The organism is Bacillus thermotolerans (assembly GCF_000812025.2).
GTDB classification, from domain to species: Bacteria; Bacillota; Bacilli; order Bacillales; family Domibacillaceae; genus Quasibacillus; species Quasibacillus thermotolerans.
Genome location: NZ_JWJE02000038.1, coordinates 13,155 through 38,752, shown reverse-complemented (window position 1 = coordinate 38,752; position 25,598 = coordinate 13,155). Strand labels below are relative to the sequence as shown.

The following is a 25,598-nucleotide window of genomic DNA, read 5'->3' as shown; positions in this document are numbered from 1 at the left end:
ATCGAACACCTCAAGAAGTGGAAGACCTAATACGCATGTCAGCTTAACGAGTTAACTTTTTTCTGTCCAAAATATTGACTCAGGTCCATGTTTAAAAAGTTAAACTGATTGCAAGTAGTTAACTAGGAGCAAACCTTTCACTGGGTTTGCTCTTTTTTTAATGCTCTATACAATGTTGGGGCCGAAATACCGGTAGCCTCTTGAATTTCTTTTACAGACATCCTCTGGGAATGATACAAGGCAATAGCTTGGTTTAATTTTTGTTGATTGACTTTAGGTCTTCCGCCTTTACGACCTCTAGCTCTGGCTGCTTTCAGGCCAGCCATGGTTCGTTCACGAATAATATCCCGTTCAAATTCCGCTAAAACAGATAACATTCCGAACATCGCTTTGCCTGCAGCCGTACCGGTGTCGATTTTATCCTGGATACTGACAAACTCGACCTGTTTTTCGCGAAGTTCATCTGCAATTTCGATTAGGCGTTTTGTGGATCTGGCCAGACGATCCAATTTGTAGACAACAAACTTATCTCCGGCACGTAGCATCCTCAACGCCTGTTTTAATTCCTCGCGGTCATCTTTTGCACCGGATACTTTTTCTTTAAAAATTTCATCGCAACCAAATTCATTTAGCGCATCTAATTGTAAATCCAATGACTGATCAATCGTACTGACCCTTGCATACCCAATTATCATAAAAATGTCCCCTTTTTTAGCAATTCCTTCACTTCTATTATATCAAAAATACCCCTTTTAGAAACATAGATTTTGATATAAGTTTTGATATGAAAAACCTCAAATTCTAAGAGATTTTCACCATGATTTTCATCTCACTCAAAAACCATGGTTTTTGATAGAGGGGATTTCTGGATATCATTCTTTGTAGCACTTTTGTTGTAACAAGGAAATAATACTAGAAGAATAGAACGACATTACGAAGAGTATCGGAGCCGATATTGTCATGCTGGATATATGTAGCTCCTCAATACGACCTGGTATAAGGATAGCATGGGTTCTTCATTTCCTGCAGGTTATCTCTCGGACGGCACGGGAAGAGCGGTGGAGGAAGCTGGGGGAAAAAGACGACGTTCTATTATGAAGCTAAAGTGTTTTACGGAGCATTTTATCAGAATGCTTCCGTCAACCGAAAGTGTTCTTCCCCTCACTATCGGGAATAATAAAGCAAAGAAAGTGAGGGATTGCTTTGGCGGATATGATGACGAAAGAGCAAAGAAGAAAGAATATGCAGGCGATCCGCTCCCAGTCGAAGCTGGAAAACAGGGTATCCCGCGAGCTTTGGAAACGAGGCTTCCGCTTTAGGAAAAACGATAAGTCCCTGTTCGGTAAGCCTGATATTTCAATCAAGAAATATAAAATAGTTATTTTTATCGATTCTTGCTTTTGGCACGGCTGCGAGATTCACGGTAACCGACCAAAAAGCAATCAGGAATACTGGGATAAGAAGCTTGCCCGCAATAAGGAGCGGGATGCCGAGGTCAGGAAATACTACCTGGACAATAACTGGCATTTCAAAAGAATGTGGGAGCATGAACTTAAAGAGGATTTCGACAAGGCGATAGATAGTTTGGCTAGGTTTATTCAGCAATCAAAAGAGGAGACGCTCGGATAAGGCGTCTCCTCATTATTTACACTAGATTTTAAAGCTTAATTGCTCTTCTCTAACTACTTCTGTAGTTTCTTCCTTTTCTTCATAAACTTCTGCTTTCACAGGTTCTAATGTCTCCTGTTTAGCTGACTCTTCAATTTCTTCTATATTTACTTTGCGTTTGCCGCGCAGTGTGTCCAGCTGCAATTTCTTTGTAGGGAGGATCCACTGATATTCAATGCCGGCAAATGACTTCAAAATGGCTTCAAAGACAATCTTCGCCCCAGCGGGAGGCACAGCCATGCCAATCTGTTTTCGGACAGCCTCTTTGCTGCCGCAAAACTCAAAGTCATCAGGGAATGTCTGCAGTCTTGCACGCTCACGATTGGTTAGGGCGCGCAACTCTTCCCAATGGTACATATGAGTCCCGCCGCCGCCGCTCCCTGTAACTGTATATGCTGGTCTGTCGGGATCAAGGCGCTTATATATAGAGCTAAGGCGTGCTCCTTTTACCTTTAGACGTAATTCTTCCGGAATACCTACGTACCAGGCATTCTCTCCTGGAGGAATATAGCTAAGCATTTCTTTTACTCTCTTTGTATGTTTCGGCATTTCATGGTTCGGCGCGTTCTCCGGAATTGGCGGATTAATGATCGCCTCACGTGAAGTTTTATAATCTGCTGATGAAGGAGTCGTTGGTGCCGGCACCTTAAATTCTACGCCTTCTTCAGCAAGGTCGTTGCGAATCCCCACAATAATAATTCTATGACGTGCCTGTGGGACTCCGTATTGTTCAAATTTATACAAATGAGGAGTCAGCTGATAACCGCATTCCTCAAGCTCTGTTAATATTTTAATAAAAGCTTGTCCTTCATTAGCACTTTGAAGACCGCCGACATTCTCGGCCACAAAAAACTTCGGCTGGTAAGATTTCAGCACTTTCACACCATAGGAATATAAAGGGCCAAATTTGCCATCGAGACCATGCTTTTCGCCAACTTGGCTATAATCATTGCAAGGAAAACCAAATGCAAAACAATCGATGTCACCTAGAACAGACCGGTCTCCTATAGGCAGATCCTGCACTGGACCGCAATGTACCGATTCATCTTCAGGATCGTCGCATATATTGAGACGGTATGTATCACACGCATTAGGGTCATAGTCGTTAGACCATTTATGCTCAATACGCCATTCTTCGCCAGTTTCCGGATGAACAAAGCCAGCTTCTATTGCACCTATAGCCAATCCTCCGGGACCGTTGAAAAGCTCTCCTTTTTTAAAAATCATATTGGTTATCTCTCCTCGCATGGGAATAATTTATACGAAAATATGTTCTTGCATACTAGTATGCTTTTCATTTTACACTTTAAATGAAAAAAAAGCAGCCCCTATGGACTGCTTTTCTCACTTAAATCATTTCCGAAACGTGCTTATATCCTTTATTAATGAAGCAGGATATAAACAACTCTTTTCTTTTCGCTTTATTTAAACCGTTATCTAAGCAATAATCTAGAAAACCAAGCAATGTCTTAGCTGAGAACATTGCACCTTGCACATTAAGAGATGGATCGGCAGCTTTAACTTTTTCAGTGATTTTGGCCAAATTTCGCTCTCCGCTCCAGTCGCTGGCCGTCACGTATCCAAAATAGCCAACGGATTTTCCGGCGTATCCATTGTAATTTGGGATATACTCAGATGCCATGTGTGAGGCGAGGTGTGCTGATAAAGGAAATTTCTTTTTATAATTTTTCGCATCAATGATACAAATAGTATTATCATCTACATGTATTAGTATTTCGATTTCTGTTTGCACGTTTTTTACGACTGGTTTAGGGCGCAGATCGACTTCAAAACCAATTGCTTTTAGAATTTCAGCTGTCTTATCTTCAAATATTAAATCGTCCTCTTCAAGTATATACGCTTCTACGAAATCTTCATTCAGGGAAGCAAACCGATACTCTTTCAGCATTGCAGTATACTTTTTCGCTTCATTGCTTGAAAACTCTTGTTTAAGAACATTCATTATTTCTTCCTCTGAAAGATCTTGAGGAAGCGGATATGGAGCTAAAAGCTGATGAACCTTTTTGATGCTTTTATTTTGGTTTGTTGCTGGCCCTATTGTACCGAAAGCACTGGCTTTGTAACTGTCAACATCAAGGCCAGCGTTTTGAGAGAAACGCTCTAAGGAAATTAGGTAGCGCTTATTAAATGGGTATCTTGCTTCTAATTCTTCCAACTGTTTAGTAGTGGTTTTATGTTTGTCAGCTGGCACTCTCAAAGCATCACCGCGGATATAATCCGCAAGGCCGGTATAATCACAGAGCATCATAAAGGTGTGTGCAACATCGCCATGAGCGGATGCAAAGTCGCGAGCTCCTTTGTCTGAACGTTCCCGATGATCGTAGGTGCTTGCAACTAATTCTCTCATGTCTTCTTTTTCTTTCTCTGAAGCCTTTCGGAATTTCTGGATTTTTTCTGTCACAGTCCGTAACTCATTGTCTTTCTTCGCTGTAAGGGCGAAGAAAGTAATTTCCTCTTTTGTCACGAAATAATCCAGTTCTTTCTGGTTTGCTAGTCGTATTAGGAATCTGGCTGGCCGTATTTGAAAGTCTTCTTCGAATTTGGGGCGAAAGCCGCTCTCTAAGAAGTAGGCGTTCGGGATCTGTAGAGTGAGTATTTGTTTTGAAATATTTTCGCGTACTTTCTTTTTTTGCAATAAAGCTTCGCCAACTTTGGTTAAAGATAGGGTGCCAGATGGAGTTATATAGATATATCCAAATGTTCGAAGCATGGCAGCCCATGTTCGTCCCCCTGATCCATCTGCACTGATGTTGTCACGCTTCAACCCTTCAGTGGCAAGTACCTCTTCGTAACATTTATGAGCTTCCCGATTCCTGGCCCAAATATCCTGAAAGTTATTTGTGGCTTTTTGAAGCGCCTGCAAGGCATCAATGTGAAACTTCGGATCGCGTTCAGGCCTAGTGATAAACCATACTTTTCTGTCAGCCATTATTGCTCCTCCTTTATTCTGTCTATAAGAATAGAGCGGACTTCTTCTGCAGTTTGCTGTTCTTCCTCTGATAGTTTCTTCTTCGCTTTTAGCAGGCCCCAATCTCCGAGTAGGTCGGTGAACAGCTCTCTTTCAGTTAGAATAAAAGAAGGAATCTGTTCATCTTTTTCATCTTTGATAGCTGTTATTCGAGATGCTATTATTAATATGTTTTTATCAAATAGATCTATGAGTTTGTAGTCAGCAAGATCAACTTTGTCATTGACTGCTGAGAGGATCTTCGTTAGTGAAGAAATAGAAATATCCTCGTTATTGTTGAAGGCGTCATTAAACCAGCTGTGCTGCTGGCCGGCACTAAAACTGAGCGTTGAATGAGAGATTTTAGCGTTTTCTACTAGATTATCAATGTTTGTCATTAGTCGAAAGAGAAGAGCTTTCTGTAAGAGTTTTCTTAATTGTTGCTTTCTCAATAAAACAGCTCCTTTGTGGATTTATTTTCCACACTAATAATAACTCTAAAACACCCCAGAGATATCACCTGTTTAGGTGATATCTCTGGGGTGTTGGTTTGCCAGTGCTTTTTTCGAAGAGAAATGGTCTTAGATTAGGAAGCTGAACCATCAGTGAAAGTCTGGAATGGAAGGTATAGCTGGTTGTACTTAGAAGTTTTTATCTGAAGTTGGCTTTCAGATAGAATAAAGGCTGCCAAAGATCCAATAGAACGGGCGGCCTCTCCCCAATTCTCTATCATCCAGATCGTCTATAGTTTCGAATGAAATGATCGGTATGAGAAGGAAATGGATGACTATAAAAATATGGATATAATCTTATGTAGGTTCGCAGGAACGTTCCCGGGTATATTCCCGCCTGTCTGTTAACTTCCGCTAGATTACGCAATAATAGACGCCTAAAGGCGCATAATGACGTCATAAAATAAATAAGATAATATTAAGAAAAAGAAAAAAAGCAGGGGATAAATCCTCCCTGCTTTCAGCATGATAATAATAAAAGGTGATTTAGTTAAGGAGCTTTGCTAGTTCTTTCAATGCAAGGATGGCCGTCCCAGCGAGAAAGAACTCAAGTATCTCCATCATAAGCATTCCCCCTCTCTTTTCTATAAAGTATATGAGGGAGAGGGATCTGCTTATGTCTTTTTTGTGTGGTAATACGTAGTGTTTAAGCGTTTTTGATAGAGAGAAATTGAGGCTCTTCTGTATTAAGTATGACTTGCTTAGTTAGACCTTTTAAGGCTAAAAATTAACTACCATTGTTCAGTCTTATTTAACAGTGAGTTTGATTGTATAAATTTCTTTTTAGAGTAAGGATAGTCCCTTTTTCCCCTTTTGCTCTTTCAAACGCCTAAATGTATGCTGTACTCATGATTGGACAACGGGCTAAACATGAGACCCAAATACCTTCCTTCACCCCTCGTTCTTTAGTCCATAGCCAATCCTGTATTTTCCGCTCTTATTTTCCCTTATATCAAGTATTTGTGAGTTTTTTGTAAGAAGATTCTCCACCCATAACAGTTTATAGTCTGAAAGGAAAGTAGCCTATTTCGATGGAATAGGCTATTTTTCTGTACATATCAGTTGTTTTTAACGTGAAAGTAAAATGAAAAGGAGAGGTTATGATGGATTCGATGAATATTAAGCAGTTTGTTGCGGCGGGCCAGGCGTTTGTGCCGGTGAATATGAAGGAGAGCGGCAGGGACGGGATTAAAGTGTTTTATAAGGACGGAACAACAGAGATCCTTCCGGTGCGCTGCGACACCTTCCTTAAGCAGCTCCTTACGTTTTTCGGCACAAGTGTATCTGCGAATCGGGAGCGGTACGGCAAGCTAGTCAGCAAGAAACAGCTTGTCCCAGTGGCGTTGTCGTATGGATATACGCTTATTCCGTTTGTTACCAGGGAGCCGATCGGCCGGCAGACAAGAAACGGTTGGATTGTGGCCAAAGAGATCACGAATATTCAAAGATATTCCTCCGGCAAGACAGTAATCTCACTCGATCATCATGAAATCCTCGTCCATCATACGAAGAAATTCTGCTTCGATCAGCTGAAGAACTCTAAATGCATTGAGATGTATTACAGCGAAATTCATGAGCCTCACCGACAGCAATGGCCAGTGAGCAGCGTGTCGTTGCATGGGCTGGCGTATTCATAAAAATATGTCCCCTTAGTTTGTCATTCACTGACTTATATCTATTAGTGAAAAAATAGAAACGGATAGGTTAAAAACGGCCTGTTTTCCCTCTAGAAGCCCTTTTGTTAGCTGCGATTTCCGCTGATATAGTTGCAAGCAAGAAAGGAGGGATGAACATGGCAGTGACTAAACTACCAAATACGTTTTCCTTGATTCTAAATATCGGCAGATGGGATGCCGATCAAGGCAAGACCATCAGCAAGAAGTATACATTCTCCAACCTTCGCGAAGAACCGGCGATTGAAAATGTATACAGCGCAGGCAAGGCGCTGGAGCGTTTGTATGAAGACCCGGCAATGAATATCCAATTAGCGACAAACCACGATTTAATTAATTCTTAATCGAAAGGAGGAATAAGGCATGAATACAGTGCTGGAGCTTTACTTCATCAGTCAGCTCGGTGAAGAAGAGAAGATGACGGTGCGTAATCCGAAGCCGGATCTGACGGCGGATGAAATTAAATCGGTTATGGAAGACATGATCGCCGCAGATATTTTCGTTACGCCTTCGGGTGCAATTGCTAGTCCATCAAGGGCTCGCTATGTGAACCGCACAACTCAGGACGTGGAGTTTTAATGATTAGACGGAAGGCTTTGTGAAAGAGCCTTCCGTTTTTATAATGAAAGGAGTGAAGACAATGGATTGGCTAAACATGATCAGCGACGTCGGTTTTCCGATATTGGTCACTTTTTATCTCCTCTACCGGATCGAGACAAAAATTGATCAGCTTTCGCAATCCATTAAGGACTTGGCAGTATCCTTAAAATGAAAGGAGGAACATTTATGTTGTTTGTACTCGATGCCGGACATGGCGGAAAGGATCCAGGAGCTGTGGCCAACGGGCTGCAGGAAAAGGATATTACGCTTCAATTGGCGCTCAAGACAGGAGCCTATCTTCGCAAGCATTACAATTGCGAGGTAATGTATACAAGAAATAAAGACGTGTATCTCGGGCTTTCCGAGCGTGCAGCTATGGCCAACCGGGCGAAGGCTGACTTCTTTTGTTCGTTCCATATAAACAGCTTCAACGCTCAATCAAAAGGCTTTGAAACCTTCCGCTTCCCGGGGACAAAAGGAAAAACCGCTTCCCTGCAGCAATGCGTGCATGAAGAAGTCATGAAGGTAATGAAAGGTCACGGAATCACTGACCGAGGCATAAAAGAGAAGAACCTGGCTGTCGTACGTGAGACAAGCATGCCGGCTATTTTAACAGAAACGCTCTTTATTTCGAATCCGGATGAGGCTAATCTGCTGAAGTCGGAGGGCTTTATCGAAAAAGTCGCACACGCCTATGCGATCGGACTAGCCAAGGCGGCTAGGCTAACAAAGAAAACTGACGAAGAGACTGGCAAGGAGTATTACCTGGCTACAGGACGTTTTAAAAACAAAGCCCAGGCTGAAGAGAGTGCGAAAATGCTGCGAGAGACATACGGCTGGACTATTTATGTGAAAGAAACTTAATCCTCTGCCGATCCGGCGGAGATTTTTTTACATGTAAATAATTTGACAGAAGCCAGTTATGTCAGATTTTAACTAGAGCGGTAAAGCGTTGATACATAAGGGGTTTAAAGCTATTTTTGTGAAAGGTGAATCATTAGGAAAATCTGATCTATTCGGAGGGAGGTGCGGCTGTTGAACACGGTGCAACCCATACGCGATCGGGAAAAGATCGAGGCGATGAAGAGGATCTTGCGTGGCTCATCGTTAAGGGACGAACTCCTATTTACGCTGGGCATCAATACAGGACTGCGGATCAGCGACATTCTGGCGTTGCGGATCAAAGACGTCTTGAAGGACAAAAGAGTGGTGGAGCGGCTGGAATTGCGCGAAAAGAAGACCGGTAAAGGGCGTATGATCGTCTTCAGTCCCAAAACATGCCGGCTGATTAAGCGGTATCTGGAAGAGGAGCGGGCGAATGCCAATAATAATGAACCTCTATTCCTCAGTCAAAAAGGAGGACCGATTAGCCGACAACATGCGTATTACATATTGAATCAAGCTGCCCGTTATGCTGGCATTACCGAGCGGATCGGCACGCACTCCTTACGAAAAACATTCGGTTACTTTGCTTATAAGCAAGGCATCGACCTGGCCATGATTCAGAAACTCTTAAACCACTCCAGCCAGGCGGAGACGCTGCGTTATATTGGTATTACACAGGAACAGATGGATCAGGCGATGATGAAATTGGACTTATAATATTGCTTAACTAATATTGCTTAACGCAAAAAAGCTGCCCAGCTTAGCCAGGCAGACTATGAAAACTACACGGTTCACCAGACCGCATAGTACTATTACATGGTTACCGGAGAGGGAAGAATAAACTTCTCTCTACAATTTTATTTTACCATAATTGCGGAAGATATGGAAGCCACGCATGTTCAATTAAGTTACTCTGCAAAGAGAGTCAAAGAAGGCATGAGCTTGTCAAGAGTTATTCCTTTTATAAAAAAGTATAAAGGAAAGCAAGGAATAACTAGCATTAAAGTGGTGGGTGAACAGGCTGGAGCAGAAAAAAATGTTTATGTAAATAAATATTCAGAGAAGTACCCAATTATTTTGAAGACGGACGAGAACAATATGCTAGATAAGGAAGATGTATATAAAAAGATACAAGCAGTAGGAAAGTCTAGAGAATCATTAAGGGGATAAAAGATGATAAAGTTCATTAAGACTTTTTACAAAGTTAATAAATTCCCGATCCAAAGCTTTATTAGGTATTATAAATATTCATCTAAATATGAGGTTTTATGTGACATCTTACTGCCCTTTATAATAAGCATTGCACTATTTTGCTTGTTTTGGAGTTTAGAGACCAATAGCGGTAAGCGGTAAACACAGCACACCTTCTTATCTATATGATCCTATGGCATAATCCTTCCTAAGAAAAACATAGGGAGGATTATAATGAAGAAAGAAGAATTGAGGAGCTTGTGGAAAGAACGGATTCAGGCATACAGGGAAAGCGGGCTGACCGCCAGGCAGTGGTGCGCGGAGAATGGTGTTTCCACTCATCGGCTCTATTACTGGCTAAGAAGGCAGAACTCGGCTGCCTCTGCACCGGCTTCTCCTTCGGAGTGGATGAGGTTTGATGTCACCGATGGACCCGAGGATAAAGCTTCCCTTACCATAAAAGTCGGCGTATGCGAAATTGAAATTAAGGAACCTCTCAATGAAAAGCTTCTGCTCGATGTAATCCGGGTACTAGAAAGCCGATGCTAAATGCGGCCAAAGTAGACTGTGTATATCTCGCCCGTGGAAGCACCGATTTGCGCAAATCGATTGATGGACTCGCTACGATCGTACAGGAAGGATTCCAGCTCGATCCCTTTTCTCCATGTCTGTTTGTTTTCTGCAATCGGAAAAAGGATAAGCTGAAGATTCTGCACTGGGAGTACAACGGGTTTTGGCTTTATTACCGCAGGCTGGAGAAAGGAATCTTTCAATGGCCCGATCCTTCCTCCGCCCAGCCAATGGCGATCAGCCACCGCCAGCTGAACTGGCTGCTGGACGGCCTCACCCTTGAACAAACGCAGGCACATGGCAGAGTTTCTGCGAAAATAATCGTGTGAAAAAGAGGATTTTGGCGAAAAAAGCCGAATCCTTTTTATTATGAAAAAATTGACCCTTCCCTCTCAGACAATTGAAGAATTAGAGGCGAAAAACGCGGAGCTTCAAAAACAGAATGAAGCGCTCCAAGCCAAACTGAACTGGCTGGAGGAACAATTCCGCCTGAGCCAGCAGAAGAAGTTTGGCTCTTCGAGCGAAAAAACCAGTCCCGACCAGCTCGCCCTTTCTCTTTTCAACGAAGCCGAGGCAACGGCAGATGAGAAAATCGAGGAGCCGGATGTGGAACGAGTGGTTCTGCGGACTAAGAACCGCGAGGGCCAACGGAAAGAGAAACTGGAAAACCTGCCGACAGAAACGATCCACTATCGTTTAGCTGCCGATGAGCAGGTCTGTTTGTGCTGTGGCGGAGCTGTTCATGAAATGAGCACGGAAGTGCGCCGTGAATTGAAAATCATCCCTGCCCAGGTAAAAGTAGTAGAGCATGTGCGCCATGTTTATAGTTGCCGCCAATGTGAGCGCGCAGGAACGGAAACGCCTGTCGTGACCGCAGCTATGCCTGCGCCTATGTATCCAGGCAGCCTGGCCTCTCCTTCCGCCATGGCGTATATCATGAGCCAAAAATATGTAGACAGCCAGCCTCTTTACCGCCAAGAAAAGCAATTGGAGCGTTTGGGTGTCCGCCTGCCACGCCAGACACTGGCAAATTGGATGTTATATGGGGCAAACCATTGGCTCGTGCATCTCTATGACCGAATGCACGCCCATCTTTTGAAGAATGATATCCTGCATGCCGATGAGACGAGCCTGCAGGTTCTTTCCGAACCAGGGCGTCCAGCCAGTTCGAAATCCTATATGTGGCTATATCGGACAGGATCAGACGCTGCCCCGAACATTCTGTTTGATTATCGCCAGACTCGTGCAGGCAAACATCCGAAGGCTTTCCTTTCGGGCTTCCGAGGATATCTCCATGTCGATGGCTATCAAGGCTATAATGACCTGGCCCATGTAAAGCTTGCCGGGTGCTGGGCTCATGCGCGCCGCAAATTCGATGAAGCGATCACGGCTCTGCCTGCAGAAGCAAAAGGCAAAGAGACGCCGACGGCGGCTGAAGAAGGCCTGCGGTTCTGCAATCAATTATTTGCCATTGAACGTGACACCAAGGAAGTGACGCCCGATGAGCGTAAGCTCATCCGCCAAGAGCGCAGCCAGCCAGTGCTGGATGCTTTTTCAAGCTGGCTTCGAATGCAAAGCCAGCGGGTCACACCAAAAAGTGCTCTAGGAAAAGCAATCGCCTATTGCCGGAATCAATGGCCGCGGCTGACCACTTTCTTAGAAGACGGCCGTCTGGAGATCGATAATAACCGCAGCGAGCGCTCTATCAAACCATTTGTCATCGGACGAAAAAACTGGCTGTTCTCCCAATCGATGAAAGGGGCGAAAGCCAGCGCGGTGATCTATAGTATTGTTGAAACGGCAAAGGAGAATCATCTTAATCCATTTGCTTATTTGACGTACGTTCTGGAGCAACTCCCTTTGATCGATAGAACCGATGAACAAGCGATAGACAGCCTCCTCCCTTGGTCGAAGAGCATTCCAGGGGAATGCCGGATTCCTAAGAAAACAAAATAATGACAGCACAAAGGCCCAACCGTTGTCCAGGTGGGCCCTTTTTGACGCTTACAATTAAAGAATAGTGAATTCCATTTAAGAGATGAACAATTATTCCGCCATCATTTGTTTAAAAAGTACATAGAGAAATGGTTTGAAAAAGATTTTTTTAGTTGGCTGGACTTCTATAACCATACAGGAGGAACAATCAATGTTCCAGAGGGAAGAAAAAGAATGGCCCCACCTGGAAGTGTATTGGCGGATAATCTGTATTCTACCTTATATCTGTTTAAGCAACATTTTCATAACGGTACTCCCACCATTGCTAACATGCTTCTAAATCTTCACCAAGGGGATGCGGACGTTAACAAACCACTGAAAGTAAATGGGGAATTTCAGATAGTGAACATCGACTATTCTGCAGGTTTATATGAGGGCAGTAAGTTCGTTGAGTTATTATTATTATTTCCAGATAGTAATTAATAATTACAAACGTAAACATCAACGTTTACGTTTTTACTTATATATAGAGAGGAGATGCCAATGATGTATTTATCAGATAAACTAGCGAAACGAATTTTACAGGAAGTACGGAAATTGATGGATGAAGACTTTATCATTGTTAATACCGAGGGCATTATCATTGCCAGTACTGATCCTGACAGAGTCGGAAACTTTCATGAAGGGGCTATGATTGCCGCACATGAAAAACGAAACGTCATTTTGACTGAGAAAGACCAGGAACTCCTTCAAGGTGTACGAGCCGGGATCAACCTGCCAATTTTGTTTAAGCAGTCCGTGGTAGGTGTGATCGGAATGACAGGCAATCCGGAACAAGTCACCCCATTTGGCTCACTTTTGAAAAAAATGACGGAATTATTGATTCATGAAAATTATTATAAGGAACAGATGGAATGGCAAACGAGGGCAAAGGAAGGTTTAGTTTTCGATTGGCTGCACAACCGGAATGATTCGGAATACTTCTATGAACGCGCCGACATGCTCGGTGTCAACCTTACGTATCCACGGCGATGTACCATATTCCGTTTGTATGGCATGCCAAGTGACAAGGAACAGACCGTATTGAACTTTCTGCATACTCGTTTGGTGACCAATAAGGAGGATATCGTTGTCCGATTAGGAAGTGATCTCCTGGTGTTGTTGGAGACTGCTTCTATGAGTGCAGCCAGTGATTGGAAAAAACAACGTAAAAAAACATTTTTCAAATGGAAACATGAGTTGGAAGAACGATTCGGGGCTACCATGAATGCAGGGAGTGGACAAGCCGTCGAACCACAGAACGTTAAGGATTCCTATGATCAAGCGGAACGTGCCTTAATTGTTGCTGAGAAAAATGGTGGCATCTTTTTTGATGAAGAGCTGGGGCTTGAAATGTGTCTTCAGGAAGTTTCTTCTGGGACGCGTCAGGACTTCATCAATAGAACCATATTCTCAATGAAAGGTGAGAAAGACTTGATTGAAACGTTACATGTGTATTTCAAGAACGATTTAAAATTGAAACATACAGCGGAAGCTATGCATGTGCATATTAACACCATTCATTACCGTTTTAAGCGGATAGAATCCCTCACCTCGCTCGATCCGAGAGCTTTCCGGGATTTAATGACGCTTTATTTAGCTCTTTACTTCTTAGATGATCATACAAAATAAAAACATGAAAGGGTTTAATTTTTGTATGTTACTACATAGTTTATCCTCCCTTATTTTTTTATAATAGAAGTAACATTCTATTGAAGGAGTTTTCTTATGTTAGCAGAAGAATTGAAACAGCAGCTGATTGAAGTTGTCGGTGAGGCAAACGTCCAGGACAATAAAGCCAGCCTGCTTGTATATTCCTACGATGCTACACCACAATTCCAGTCGATACCGGATGCAGTGGTAGCACCACGGAATACTGATGAAGTAGCGGAAGTTTTGAAATTGTGCAATGAGCATCATATCCCGGTCGTTCCACGGGGTTCCGGAACAAACCTTTCGGCAGGAACGACTCCTGTTGAAGGAGGTATCGTACTCTTATTCAAGCACATGCAGGATATCATCGAGATTGATGAAGAGAACTTGACGGTAACGGTCCAGCCTGGCTTGATCACGCTGGATTTGATCAATGCAGTGGAAGCAAAGGGGTTATTTTACCCGCCTGACCCGTCTTCGATGAAAATATCGACGATAGGCGGCAACTTGAATGAAAATTCCGGCGGGCTCCGTGGTTTGAAGTACGGAGTGACGCGGGATTATGTAATGGGACTCGAAGTGGTACTGCCGAACGGAGATATCATCCGCACCGGAGGGAAGCTCGCCAAGGATGTCGCTGGATACGATTTGACACGCCTGTTTGTCGGGTCGGAAGGTACACTTGGGGTGATCACAGAAGCGACGTTGAAATTGGTTCCGATGCCGGAATCAAAAAAGACGATCCTGGCTTTATATGAAGATATTGAAGCAGCGGCTGAGGCGGTTTCGAGCATCATCGCCCACCGGATCATACCGACGACGTTGGAATTCCTCGACCAGCCCACATTGAAGGTAGTGGAAGAATATGCGCAAATCGGCCTCCCGACAGATATTGAAGCCGTACTGCTGATTGAACAGGACGGTCCTCAAGAGGTCGTCGACCGTGATATCGAAAAGATTGCCGCCTTGTGCCGGGACAACCAGGCTATCCGCGTCGATGTGGCGAAGTCTGAATTGGAAGCCGATGCGCTTCGTACCGCAAGAAGAACGGCGCTTTCAGCATTGGCAAGGTTGAAGCCGACAACGATACTAGAAGATGCTACTGTTCCGCGGTCAAAAATAGCGGAAATGGTGCGGGCGATCAATGATATCGCTCGAGAATACAAGGTGGACATTTGTACATTCGGTCATGCAGGGGATGGGAACCTCCATCCTACCTGTCTAACAGACGTGCGCAATAAAGAAGAAATTCACCGGGTTGAACAGGCTTTTGAATCTATTTTTCATAAGGCGGTTGAACTCGGAGGGACCATTACCGGGGAGCATGGCGTCGGAGCTATGAAATCTCCTTATCTCCATCTGAAACTGGGAGATGAGGGAATAGCTGCGATGAAAGGAATTAAGCAGGCGTTCGATCCCAACAATATCATGAATCCAGGTAAAATTTTTGCCAAATCGGAACGAAAACGGGTGGTGGTTCACGCATGATTACCGAACAAGAAAGACAGCGGATCCAAACAGATTTTCAGGAGAAGATGGATTACGATGAACTGCTGAACTGCATGCGGTGCGGATTTTGCCTTCCGAGCTGTCCGACCTATATTGAAAGCGGCTATGACGAAGCCCACTCTCCACGCGGCAGAATTGCCTTAATGAAGGCGGTCGTCGACGGGGATATTGAGCCGGACGATGACGTAAAGCGCTCCCTTGACATGTGTCTTGGCTGCCGGGCGTGTGAGCCGGTATGTCCATCGGGGGTCAATTATGGCCACCTGCTTGAACAGGCACGGGACATCATCTACCAGAATCACGAGTTGTCAGCGACCACAAAGGCCATCCGTAATATCGCCTTCAAAGGGTTGTTCCCGAACCAGGGACGTATACGGACGATGACAGGTCTGTTAGGCTTTTACCAGCGAAGTGGTTTACAAAAAGCGGCTCGCCGTACCGGGATAATGAAAATTCTTCCCGATAACCTGGCGGCGATGGAAAAGGTACTGCCGGAAGTACCTTCGCTGAAACAATTGAAAAATCGTCCTGATCATTTGCCTTCCCTTGTCCCCCAAAAGAAAAAAGTAGCCTTTTTTTCCGGCTGCCTCATGGACTCGATGTTCATGGCAACGAATGATGCCACGATGAAATTGCTTCAGCATGCCGGCTGCGAGATTGTCATCCCTGACAGTCAGGCTTGCTGTGGGGCTCTTCATGGACATAGCGGGGAAAAGCAGCAGGCCAAAGCGCTTGCCAAGCGGAATATCATTGCTTTTGAAGACACGGGCGCCGACTGTATCATTACCAATGCCGGCGGCTGCGGTGCGTTTTTGCATGACTATGACCATCTCCTGCAAGATGAGCCGGATTGGGCCGAGCGAGGAAAAGAGTTCGCTGCAAGAATCAAAGATATCTCAAGCGTACTGGTCGAGCTTGGGTTCGATGAATATCCCTTACAATTGCCCGATCAGGTTGTCACCTATCAGGATTCCTGCCATTTGAAAAATGTCCAGAAAACCTTTCTTGAGCCTCGTCAGCTGCTCCAGACGATTGATGGTGTTCAGTACGTAGAGATGAAAGACGCCGACCGTTGCTGCGGCTCTGCCGGAATTTATAATATTGTAGAATCAGAAATGTCGATGCAGATTCTTGATTATAAAATGAAACAGGTGGAAACAACGCACGCAAAAACGATTGTCACCGCTAATCCCGGGTGTCTATTGCAAATGAAACTCGGCATCGAACGAGAAGGATTATCGGACACAATTCGGGCGGTTCATATTGTCGATTTACTACTGGAAGCGTACGAATACGCACGTCAGCCTGTTGGTGTCTAAATGTAAAAAGTCCTGCTGGTCGCAGGACTTTATGTTTTATATGAACAATTATTCCGCCATTATTTGTTTACTAAGTACATAGAGAAATTGTTCTAAAAAGCTTTTTGGAGTTGGGTTGACTGGAGTAACACTCAATGTTCCAGAGGGGATAAAAGAATTCCCCCACCTTAGTGTAAACGTAAACGTTGACGTTGATGTTTACGTTTGTTTTGAATATTTTCACTCGAATAATTTCGATAGAAGAGGATCCTGTCCATAATAGGGAATTTCAGTATAATAAGATGCACCATGTAACTGCCGCATCAAACAAATTTGATCATATAAGACAGAGAAAAGTTTCTTTTATAGAGATTTTAAAGCTCTACCATATTTGGGGATCAAGCCCTAAAGTTGGTACCCCAGCCAGCACACATCACAAAAACGTACAGTTTCCCTATCTGTTTGGCTCTTATTTTCTTTTTGCATTAACTTTCTTCTTTAGGTGGAATAGAATCCAGCCATACATTTTTCAAATTACTTCTTTCAATAACGGCGATTGTATTAACTCTGATGGAAGGATATCCCCTGGTAAACGACCAGGTATGAGCGTTATACCAATGCAACAATAAATTAAATCTACCAACTCGCTACAATATAACCTTTGTGGGTACGTTCTGTGTTCTTTCCCCTCAAAAAGTATTCTAAAGAGCCACTTTATTGCACCTGAATAGTTATATTTCTTGTTTAGAAAAGTGTTTGCACATGTTACAAGCTTTTTTTTGTTGATTTGTTAGTTCAACTCTCATAATTTTGAAGGATGTAAACTTAAACTTTTTTATTCGTATCCTTTGTAAGATATCAGCTTCTATTATTTGTTCCGAGTTGATAGCTAAAGCAACATGGGAATAAGGTTACTTTGTTAAGAAACGTATAACTAAGCTTATGGGGTCATGTCTTTTTACAAAAATCAAATCCCCTGTTTCCATTTTTATGATACGGTTACCTTGTTTTGGAGTTTAGAGACCAATAGCGGAGTATTTGAAGCGATTGAAAAAATTAATAACCCTGTTATATCTGCTATTTCAATTTTAGCTGGATTTAATGTTGCAAGTATAACGGTATTAGCTTCTACACAATCAGAGATCACAGATTATTTAAGGAAAACAAAGAGTAAGGCGTATCCCGATAAAACACTTTTTGAAATGCTTATGGCCTATTTTTCTTGGGCAATTGCAATTCAGCTGATTGTAATATTTATTGGTTTCATACTGATCATACTTACTTCCTTTTTGGATAATAAGATGACCTGGGATCCCTTATATTTTAATTTGTTTTGGATAGGTTTTGTCGGATGGAGCACCATCATACTTCATTCTATTTTTGTGTCTCTAAGGAATTTGAAGTACTTATATTTATTTCTAACATCTAAAAATCATTAAGTGGTGATGGGTCAACCATTCTACGAATCGCTGATCCCTTTTATTATCTGCTCAAGCAAATTCGAAGAAGCCTCACACAGCAGCCGCGTCCGTCTTCTCCGCTAATCGGCTTCCACTGCCGTTCCAGCTCCCGCTGCGAAGCCAGCCGCTCTATTCGGAGAAGCATTTGCAAGCTCACTCAAGGAAGGAATGAAGCACTCAGCCGTTCTATCGAACCGCTGAGTGCTTTTATTTTGTATGGGTGTCCGGTTTCAAAAAGAGAGCCGTCCAGTGTAATAGAATCGCAGCCATCTTCTCCGCTAATCGGCTTCCGCTAAAGCTCCAGCACGAGCTCTGAAGCTGACCGCTCTATCCATAGAATCACTCATACAAGCTCGCTTTCCTCAAAGCAAGAGTCGGATTGAAAGTCTTCGTGTAACAATACAGCAACGGCTCCTCGCTTGCTTTGAGAAATTTTTGGCGGAGCTTTTCTATGGCCAAGCCGAGCGTACCCAAAACGGGATGTTGCCGATCGGCTTGACTTCCAGCATTGTACCGCCAAAAAACGCTCATACTTCCGTAAGAATGTCTCATTTCAAAAAAATTGTTCCGTCGCTTTTTGGGGCAAGCCCCTTCTCTTTTACCAGCCTCGCCCCCCAAAACAGGCAGAGGGCTTCCTTTGTTTTAATAAGGTAAGAGGAGAAGAGGCGGAATACTGAAGACAACAGACTGTTCTTAAGCTGAAAAGCACAAAATTCTGCTAAAAAACAGGAGGCCATTGAAGGAAAAACATACTTTTCGTCGAAATATTAAAGGATAAGGCTTAATATTTATTCTCCCTTTCATGCCAGCCCTATCTCTTTAACCCCTTACAATTTTTCCTTTTTCTTTAAGGACAATTCTGATAGTTGTGATACAATAGATGCAAGTTTACAGGCAGGAAAGACAAGCATTTTCTTCTAACCATCATGTTCATTAGCCTTATAATTGAGGCGGTGAAGTGAAAGGAAGGGATGAATGCATTGCCTAAATGCGAGATTTGTTGCGCTTTAGTGGAAGATGGCAGATACATAGAATGCAAGACATCACGCTACTGGCTCGGGCACACATGCGGATGCAAAGATAAAAGCTGCGAGGAATTGGCGGAGATCATTTATTATAAAAGTCTGTCGCATGAGAAATTGCTGGCTTTAAAGGATCAGTATACGCAACTGTCGTCCAGCGTCTATGTAAGTGAGGAAGACAAGGATCATCTTCTGAAAGCGCTAGAGAAAGTAAATACGCTGCTTAAAGTCAAATAAATAAAGCGGCTGCCGGAAGGCGCCGCATGTGAACGAAACGAAGAAAAACCCCTATATGAGTTTGGCCGCTCAGGGGTTTTTCGAGAAAATTCCTGAAGGATTGTTCATCCCTCAACATTATTGAGTTGTCTTTATCTTATCATATGTTGAGTTGAATGTCCTTCATTTTGTGGAGGATTTTTTTATGGAAAATTTAAAACTGGAAGAAACACCAATCGACCGGGCAAAGGGTCATGTGCTGTTCCATCATAAAGATGCAAATGGCTGGATCACCCTCGCGAAAAAAGAAAAGTCGGGAGCTTGGAGACAATATCACTACCAGCCGGACCAATTGGCGTCTGAGCTGTCTAGCTGGCTCGGAGAGGACGTTTACTTCAGCCAGAATACCTTTTATAAGCCCCAGCGGAGAATCGAGAATGTGCGGCAATTACGGGCCTTATACGTGGACGTTGATTGTCACTTGCTGAATTATGATCCTGATTGGGTAGTCGGCAAGCTGGAACTCGAGGTCTTTAAGGAATCGCTGCCGGATCCGAATATCATTATCTTCTCCGGCCGTGGACTTGTCTGCATCTGGCTGTTAGAGCCGGTGCCTTATAAAGCGCTTCCTTTATGGCAATCGGTCCAGAATTACTTTTGCGATCAGCTGGCGTATGTCGGAGCGGATACGAAATCGACGGATGCCACACGGGTCTTTCGCATGGCTGGTTCGATTAACTCGAAAAACGGCCAAGAAGTAATGGTGCAGTACCGGCATGAGTACCAATATGCTTTGCGGGATCTCCAATCGGAGTATTTGCCGGAGCTTGCCCCAAAACAGCCGAAAAAACGAGGGCGTAAATCCAAGCTCGTTCATTTACATAACGTACGCAATTTGCATTATTCAAGATTGCTAGATTTAGTGAAGCTCGTACAGCTGCGAAATTACGATGTAAAAGGGCATAGAGAGCTGTTTTGCTTCCTCTACCGGTACTGGAGCTGCTGCCTTACAGATGATGCGAGAGATTCGTTAACGCAGATGCTGGAGTTTAACAGTGAATTCAAAGAGCCGCTCCCTGAGAAGGAAGTTATACGCGCCACAAGAAGTGCAGAGAAAGCCTGGCTGGCTAAGAGTGACGCCAAAGCGAACGAAGAGGCCAAGGCAAAAGGCTACCCAGGAGCGGGATATAACTTAAAGAACTCGACGATCATTAAATGGCTCGAGATCACTGAGGAAGAACAGCACCACTTAAAGACGATCATCGACGGTAATGAGAAGCGCAGAAGACATAGAGAAAGCGAAAGAGAAAGAAGACGCCAACAAGGGATTCGATCTCGCGAGGACTATCTAAAGCAGGAAAAGGCGAAAAAGGAAGATAAGCTTACCTTAATTAAGGAACAACTAGCTAAAAACCCTAATCTATCAATAAGGGAACTAGCCTCCATTACGGGTATATCAAAGTCTGTCGTGCAGCGGTTACGAAAACAATTATAGGTGTCCCAAGGTCCGTGCGCTTATATTATGGGCGTTAGCCTGTCCCTCCTCGAAAAGGAAGAATCGAGTATTACAAAGGCTGCGGGTACGTCAGTTATTTTTATGGAGTTTGGATTGTTTGATCTCCTAAGTGTAGAGATAACTAGCCAAAAAAAGTGTCCCACGGTGCGTGCGCTTATATTATGGGCGTTAGCCTGTTTCCTTCGTTGTAGGAGGAGAGGAGCGGGGGATTTGACGTGTAGGCGCACTGGGTACTCTATTAGGCTTCATCTATACTTATATGAAGATTTTGAAAAAGACTCTGTTTGAATTGGCTACATAGTGCAAAATTCAAACAGAGTCTTTCTAGTGCTCAAGATGTTTTTTAGGGATTGGAGTTATATAGTTCTCTAGCGAATTTGAGATCTCTTATGAGGAAGAATAGCTAATGAGTTATTAATCAGATGAGGTAATTTAGTGATGGGGGGACGTAGCCCCGGAGCGGGTAGCGGTGCAAGCGGTAGCGCGCAGGGATTATAGTGGGTTAATAATGGCCTGGGATCTTCAGAGAACTTGTATTTTAACAGGTGTAGGGAAGAGGATTAAGAAAAGAAGTAGAGAGTAAGAAATTTCGTCAAAGAAGCTCTTTGATTAGAAAAGTCATGAACAAGGAAGCTTATGCTATAGATTTTAAACGCTTGTTGTGAGCTTGAGTTTTAATCAAAATTTAGCTTTCTGAAGATTGTTTAACCACTATCTAAGTTATTAATCAGTTTTACATAGTTACGATCTATTTTCCTCTTAAACAAATGCTGAAAGAATTTCAGCGTTTGTTTAAGAGGCCACCAAGCGAAGCGCGGTAGGGGAAAGGTGTTGCTTATTTTATAACAAATCCTTTTTGGTTCTAGTATTATCTAGGTTATTATCCATGTTATTGCTACCTGGATTTTTACTTTTATCTACGTTTATATGTACCTTTCTGAGCTTAGTTACTGGCTTTGCACGGTTGAATACTGGGTTTATACTAAGGGAGGATGTATCATGGCCAAACATAAGATTTATACAATGAGTGTCGCAGCCGTCTACCCTCATTATGTTACAAAAGCGGAGAAAAAAGGACGTACGAAAACAGAAGTCAATGAAATCATTCGTTGGTTGACAGGGTATAGCCAGGAAGAGTTAGAAGCACAATTGGAAAAGCAGACAGATTTTGAGACCTTCTTTTCGGAAGCTCCTCAATTGAATCCTTCAAGGACTTTAATCAAAGGTGTAATCTGCGGTGTTCGAGTGGAAGATATCGAAGAACCGACGATGCAAGAAATTCGCTATTTGGGGTAGCGTCAGGATTTTGCGGATTTACAACGGTAAGAATACAAACCTAGTTATATCAAGGGTTATAAGGCTTGTATCAATAGGGTCTAATCTATTGGGATTTAATCAATTTTGCGACAAATAAGGGGTTCCAGCGTCTCATATGACCTGTCTCAAAAGTCTTATCGTTGTAAATCCGCATTTTCGGGACGGGACCCCTATTTGGATAAGTTAATTGGGGTAGTAGCAACGTAGCTGTCACCACCCGCAATAACGAGTAAAAAAATGGAAAATGACTTGAAGTTTTAACCTCAAGTCATTTTCCATTTCTTTTTTTAGTAGGACCCCTTTTTTAGAAGGTTTCATGTTTTTTTAACGGATATAAGAAATTTGTTTATTTTCTAATGCATCTTTAAGCCATCTTGGATGCATACGTAAGAGATTTTCCGGTAAATGATTAAAATCAAAGTAATTCACATCTAATGTTTCTTCATTTTCCCTAATTAGAGTTCCTCCCACAACTTCACATTCGAAACAAGTTGTAATAAAGTGACTTACTTTCCCGTTTGGATATGAAAATACTTGGGAAACAGGGTCAGAATAAACTCCGATTAACCGATTAACTTTAACTTTTAAACCCGTTTCTTCACTAATTTCTCTAATGATTGCCTCTTCTACAGTTTCTCCCGGTTCAACATGGCCCGAAGGAATACCCCATAAGCCGTTATCTGCACGCTTCATTAGGAGAACGCGCTGAGTCTTATCAAATATAATGCCTGCTACTCCTGCTTTAATATGATCAGGCCAAGAAAAGGAAGGGGAAATCCATTTTTTAATTTTAGTATTACTATCAAATAAACCTTTTAAATTCGGTATCGTAACATCCGGATTACGAAAATCTCTAGCAGATGGAAATTTTTTTGTCTTTTGGTCTGATATTAAAATGGATGGTATTCCTACCTGATGTGCTCCTAAAACATCAGTATATGGATTGTCACCCACCATTACTATTCTAGAGGACGGGGAGAAATCTTCAAGCGCTATTTTAAACATATAAGGGTATGGTTTTCCTACAATGACAGGTCTCTTCTCTGTTGATACTCGAATCGCTTCTACCATAGCTCCAACAGCAGGTAAAGGGCCTTCTGGAGTCGGAAATGTTCTATCAGCATTTGTAGCAACAAATTTTGCTCCTTTATGAATTAATTTTGCTGCTTGCTGGATGTCATGAAAAGACACATCATTGTCCCACCCGACAACAACGGCTTCAACATCGTTTTGATCGTCAGTATTAATACCTACCTGTTGACATTCCCATTTTAAATTTTCATCACCTAAAACAAGTGCAGTTCTGATTTTTTCATTCTGTAAATATTGGGCAGTCGCCCAACCTGATGTAATTACTTCTTCGCTGCTTGCTTCTATTCCAAGACTATTTAACCGTCTTGCCGTTTTTTTACGTGTTGTACATGGATCATTTGTTAAAAACCGAATGATTTTCTTATCTTGCCGAAGACGTTTAAGCGATTCTACTGCTTCTGGAAGTGGTTCAAGTCCTATATAAATCACTCCATCTAAATCAAACAAAAATACATCAAATTCATCAACTAACATAATATTCTCTCCCTCTATAAATATTGATTTATCAACGATTTAACCCGTTGGTGGGGTGTCAAAAAAATATTTTTCAACACAATTCCTAACAGTATTTTTAAAATATGTGATTCTTTAACAGTCAGTGGGTACGCTACGCGGTCACTACTAGGAAAATATGGTAAGTAGTGTGGTGGATTTATTCGATGCACCATGGATCTCTGCGTAACTTATGATGACGTACCCTCCCATGTCTCTGGGCATCTGTGTGCCTACATTCCTTCGTTCGGTCTAGTCATAAGGCAGAGGCTAGCGAAGCTCCTTAAGGGACTCGAGGTCGAATGGACGGTATAATGCCAGCTTCTCCGTGTCATCCTGTTGTCTAGGTCTTTCAAGGGAATGTAGACGTTACATAGCCTCTGCGAGACTAGGGGTGTCTTTCATCATTCGCTGTGCGTCAAACGCTTGGTGCTTCGTGCTAATTCCATGTAACACTTTTAATAGTTTTCCGCATAAAACCACGATGGACTGTTTCTTGCGTAACGGATTTACCGTACGAGTGGTGTAGTACTCATGCAATGTTCGAAAAGCCTTGTTGTGACGAGTGATCGGTATCATGGTTCGAAACAGAAGAGCACGCAGCTTCCTTCTACCTCGTTTGGAGATCCGTTTTTGACCTTTGTGCTGACCGGAGGAGTTTTCACGTAACGTTAATCCCGCAAGTTTGATGAGTTGGCGTGGATGTTCATAGTGTGAAAAACTTCCGATTTCAGCTAACAGCTCGACAATCGTTGGATCTCCAAGACCTTGAACCGTTGAGAGCCATTCGTATTCGACCGATGTTTGGACAAGCTCCACTAAGCGCTGAGTCATGTCTTCGATTTCTTGTTCTAACTGGTGGTAACGACGGACCAGTGTGGCGATTTCATAACGGGCCATCTCACGTCCTTCTGTTACTCCAATCGAGTGAGCTGCGACTTCAATCAGACGCGTAGCTTTCGGTCTTTGGGGCGATTTGAGCCCCTCAACTTCTCGATAAAGGGATAGTACCTCATCGGGCTGTTTCTGGTGAAGATCACTTGGAAATGGCGTACATTCAAGTACGGCCAACGCCATCTTTCCGAATGACGGAAAGACCTGCGTGAATTCAGGAAAATAGCGATCTAACCAACGAATGATGCTATTTTTGACCGCCCCTAATTCCTCTGTCAACTTGCTTTTAAACGTGGATCCGACTCGAAGTTCAGCCTCCACATCTTTTAAAATTCGTGGATAACTAAAGCGTCCGTCTTTCAAGAGTCTGGCGATTACAAGTGCATCTTTACGGTCATGTTTCGTGGGAAGATTGTCATCTAACTCCTTGGAACGTTTGACGTGCATCGGATTCGCCATGACAAGTGGAATGCCTCGTTCTTCAAGAAAATAAGCTAGATTGAGCCAATAATGGCCAGTCGGTTCAATCCCAACTAGGACTTCGGTTTTTCCGTGTTCTTTCAGCGCATTTAGGATGAGTTGATAGAAAAGCTCAAATCCTTCTCGCGACTGCGAAACGGAAAATGATTTTCGGAGCACCCGGCCGCGATCATCTACAAAGCAAGCGAAATGTGTGCGCTTCGCAATGTCGATCCCGACAACGAGTGTTTGTTCCGTGACTTGATTTATTTTTTGATTTTGTTTAAAATCCATTATGGAGTCCTCCTTGGTTACAAATTAGGGGTCATTTCGTGCAGATTTGACACCCCGCATCATACCAAGAGGGCTCTTTTTGTTCAAGTCCCCGAAAATCCTTCTAACAGGAATGCTCCTAATAAAAAATTAAAAACCACTTCCGGAAATTGGAAGTGGTTTTTATTAACAAATAGCATTTAAATAAATAAATTTATTAACGCTTCACACTTCCCTACGCTGGTATAAACCAGATCAGGTTCAAAGAGTTAAAGACTTTTAGTCTTTTCTCAGCTTTTAACACAAAAGCACCCCTAGTAATTTTTATTTTGTTGTAAAAGTACTTGGTAATGTTT

24 protein-coding genes and 1 riboswitch are annotated in these 25,598 nt (G+C 42.9%); of the genes, 18 read left to right on the top strand and 6 right to left on the bottom strand.

The window, feature by feature from the left end:
- Window positions 1–137 precede the first annotated feature (137 nt).
- Window positions 138–695: a recombinase family protein gene (locus QY97_RS13910; RefSeq protein ID WP_039238187.1), complete on the bottom strand. Its 558-nt coding sequence runs from the start codon at window positions 693–695 to the stop codon at window positions 138–140.
- Window positions 696–1,203: 508 nt separating this feature from the next.
- Here QY97_RS13910 and QY97_RS13905 point away from each other — a divergent pair.
- The gene (locus tag QY97_RS13905) at window positions 1,204–1,629 is read left to right on the top strand and encodes a very short patch repair endonuclease (protein ID WP_039238185.1); all 426 of its coding nucleotides are present in this window, start codon (window positions 1,204–1,206) and stop codon (window positions 1,627–1,629) included.
- Window positions 1,630–1,650: 21 nt separating this feature from the next.
- Here QY97_RS13905 and QY97_RS13900 read toward each other — a convergent pair whose 3' ends face one another.
- From QY97_RS13900 to QY97_RS13890, 3 genes are all read right to left on the bottom strand, one after another.
- Window positions 1,651–2,895: a DNA cytosine methyltransferase gene (locus tag QY97_RS13900; protein WP_083965877.1), complete on the bottom strand. Its 1,245-nt coding sequence runs from the start codon at window positions 2,893–2,895 to the stop codon at window positions 1,651–1,653.
- Between the two features lie 121 nt (window positions 2,896–3,016).
- Window positions 3,017–4,618, bottom strand: a complete 1,602-nt coding sequence (locus QY97_RS13895; RefSeq protein ID WP_039238183.1) for an AlwI family type II restriction endonuclease — start codon at window positions 4,616–4,618, stop codon at window positions 3,017–3,019.
- A complete protein-coding gene (locus tag QY97_RS13890) occupies window positions 4,618–5,088 on the bottom strand; it encodes a hypothetical protein (protein ID WP_039238181.1) in 471 nt (156 codons plus the stop codon). Before QY97_RS13890 ends, QY97_RS13895 begins: the two co-directional genes overlap by 1 nt.
- 1,163 nt (window positions 5,089–6,251) lie before the next feature.
- Between QY97_RS13890 and QY97_RS13885 the strand changes: the two genes are divergently transcribed.
- The 17 genes from QY97_RS13885 (at window position 6,252) to QY97_RS13795 (ending at window position 22,011) form a co-directional block, all read left to right on the top strand.
- The gene (locus tag QY97_RS13885) at window positions 6,252–6,785 is read left to right on the top strand and encodes a competence protein ComK (RefSeq protein WP_039238179.1); all 534 of its coding nucleotides are present in this window, start codon (window positions 6,252–6,254) and stop codon (window positions 6,783–6,785) included.
- A gap of 155 nt (window positions 6,786–6,940) precedes the next feature.
- Window positions 6,941–7,165 carry a DUF1659 domain-containing protein gene (locus QY97_RS13880; RefSeq protein ID WP_039238177.1) on the top strand — a complete coding sequence of 75 codons (225 nt, stop codon included), beginning with the start codon at window positions 6,941–6,943 and terminating at the stop codon, window positions 7,163–7,165.
- A gap of 19 nt (window positions 7,166–7,184) precedes the next feature.
- A complete protein-coding gene (locus QY97_RS13875) occupies window positions 7,185–7,400 on the top strand; it encodes a DUF2922 domain-containing protein (protein ID WP_039238175.1) in 216 nt (71 codons plus the stop codon).
- 61 nt (window positions 7,401–7,461) lie between these two features.
- On the top strand, window positions 7,462–7,593 hold the full coding sequence (locus tag QY97_RS20000; protein WP_082090285.1) for a YvrJ family protein: 132 nt from the start codon (window positions 7,462–7,464) through the stop codon (window positions 7,591–7,593).
- Between the two features lie 14 nt (window positions 7,594–7,607).
- A complete protein-coding gene (locus QY97_RS13870) occupies window positions 7,608–8,285 on the top strand; it encodes an N-acetylmuramoyl-L-alanine amidase family protein (protein WP_039238174.1) in 678 nt (225 codons plus the stop codon).
- Window positions 8,286–8,456: 171 nt separating this feature from the next.
- Entirely contained in the window at window positions 8,457–9,023 is a 567-nt protein-coding gene (locus QY97_RS13865; protein ID WP_039238173.1) for a site-specific integrase, read from the top strand.
- 225 nt (window positions 9,024–9,248) lie between these two features.
- Window positions 9,249–9,476, top strand: a complete 228-nt coding sequence (locus tag QY97_RS13860; RefSeq protein ID WP_039238171.1) for a hypothetical protein — start codon at window positions 9,249–9,251, stop codon at window positions 9,474–9,476.
- A gap of 255 nt (window positions 9,477–9,731) precedes the next feature.
- Window positions 9,732–10,046 carry an IS66 family insertion sequence element accessory protein TnpA gene (tnpA, locus tag QY97_RS13850; RefSeq protein WP_039238169.1) on the top strand — a complete coding sequence of 105 codons (315 nt, stop codon included), beginning with the start codon at window positions 9,732–9,734 and terminating at the stop codon, window positions 10,044–10,046.
- Window positions 10,040–10,396 carry an IS66 family insertion sequence element accessory protein TnpB gene (tnpB, locus tag QY97_RS13845; protein ID WP_039238168.1) on the top strand — a complete coding sequence of 119 codons (357 nt, stop codon included), beginning with the start codon at window positions 10,040–10,042 and terminating at the stop codon, window positions 10,394–10,396. The genes tnpA and tnpB overlap by 7 nt, the downstream gene beginning before the upstream one ends.
- A 40-nt stretch (window positions 10,397–10,436) precedes the next feature.
- Window positions 10,437–12,023, top strand: coding sequence for an IS66 family transposase (gene tnpC / locus QY97_RS13840; RefSeq protein WP_039238166.1), 1,587 nt, complete (start codon window positions 10,437–10,439; stop codon window positions 12,021–12,023).
- 525 nt (window positions 12,024–12,548) lie between these two features.
- Window positions 12,549–13,673 (top strand): CdaR family transcriptional regulator, encoded by a 1,125-nt coding sequence (locus tag QY97_RS13830; RefSeq protein ID WP_166701698.1) that lies wholly within the window; start codon window positions 12,549–12,551, stop codon window positions 13,671–13,673.
- Between the two features lie 96 nt (window positions 13,674–13,769).
- Window positions 13,770–15,182 (top strand): glycolate oxidase subunit GlcD, encoded by a 1,413-nt coding sequence (glcD, locus tag QY97_RS13825; protein ID WP_039238160.1) that lies wholly within the window; start codon window positions 13,770–13,772, stop codon window positions 15,180–15,182.
- Window positions 15,179–16,522, top strand: coding sequence for a (Fe-S)-binding protein (locus QY97_RS13820; protein ID WP_039238158.1), 1,344 nt, complete (start codon window positions 15,179–15,181; stop codon window positions 16,520–16,522). The genes glcD and QY97_RS13820 overlap by 4 nt, the downstream gene beginning before the upstream one ends.
- Before the next feature lie 929 nt (window positions 16,523–17,451).
- Window positions 17,452–17,940, top strand: coding sequence for a hypothetical protein (locus QY97_RS13815; protein ID WP_039238156.1), 489 nt, complete (start codon window positions 17,452–17,454; stop codon window positions 17,938–17,940).
- 1,001 nt (window positions 17,941–18,941) lie between these two features.
- Window positions 18,942–19,220: a hypothetical protein gene (locus QY97_RS13805; RefSeq protein ID WP_157761904.1), complete on the top strand. Its 279-nt coding sequence runs from the start codon at window positions 18,942–18,944 to the stop codon at window positions 19,218–19,220.
- Window positions 19,221–19,404: 184 nt separating this feature from the next.
- Complete coding sequence (locus QY97_RS13800) at window positions 19,405–20,694, top strand: MarR family transcriptional regulator (RefSeq protein ID WP_039238151.1); 1,290 nt, start codon at window positions 19,405–19,407, stop codon at window positions 20,692–20,694.
- A 1,020-nt stretch (window positions 20,695–21,714) separates the two neighbouring features.
- Window positions 21,715–22,011, top strand: coding sequence for a DUF2200 domain-containing protein (locus QY97_RS13795; RefSeq protein WP_046128757.1), 297 nt, complete (start codon window positions 21,715–21,717; stop codon window positions 22,009–22,011).
- A gap of 345 nt (window positions 22,012–22,356) precedes the next feature.
- On the opposite strand, the gene QY97_RS13790 is transcribed toward QY97_RS13795, so the two are convergent.
- A complete protein-coding gene (locus tag QY97_RS13790; protein WP_039238149.1) occupies window positions 22,357–23,598 on the bottom strand; it encodes an HAD-IIA family hydrolase in 1,242 nt (413 codons plus the stop codon).
- 387 nt (window positions 23,599–23,985) lie between these two features.
- Entirely contained in the window at window positions 23,986–25,263 is a 1,278-nt protein-coding gene (locus tag QY97_RS13785; RefSeq protein WP_039238147.1) for an IS110 family RNA-guided transposase, read from the bottom strand.
- 194 nt (window positions 25,264–25,457) lie between these two features.
- Window positions 25,458–25,568, bottom strand: a riboswitch (TPP riboswitch).
- Window positions 25,569–25,598: the final 30 nt, after the last annotated feature.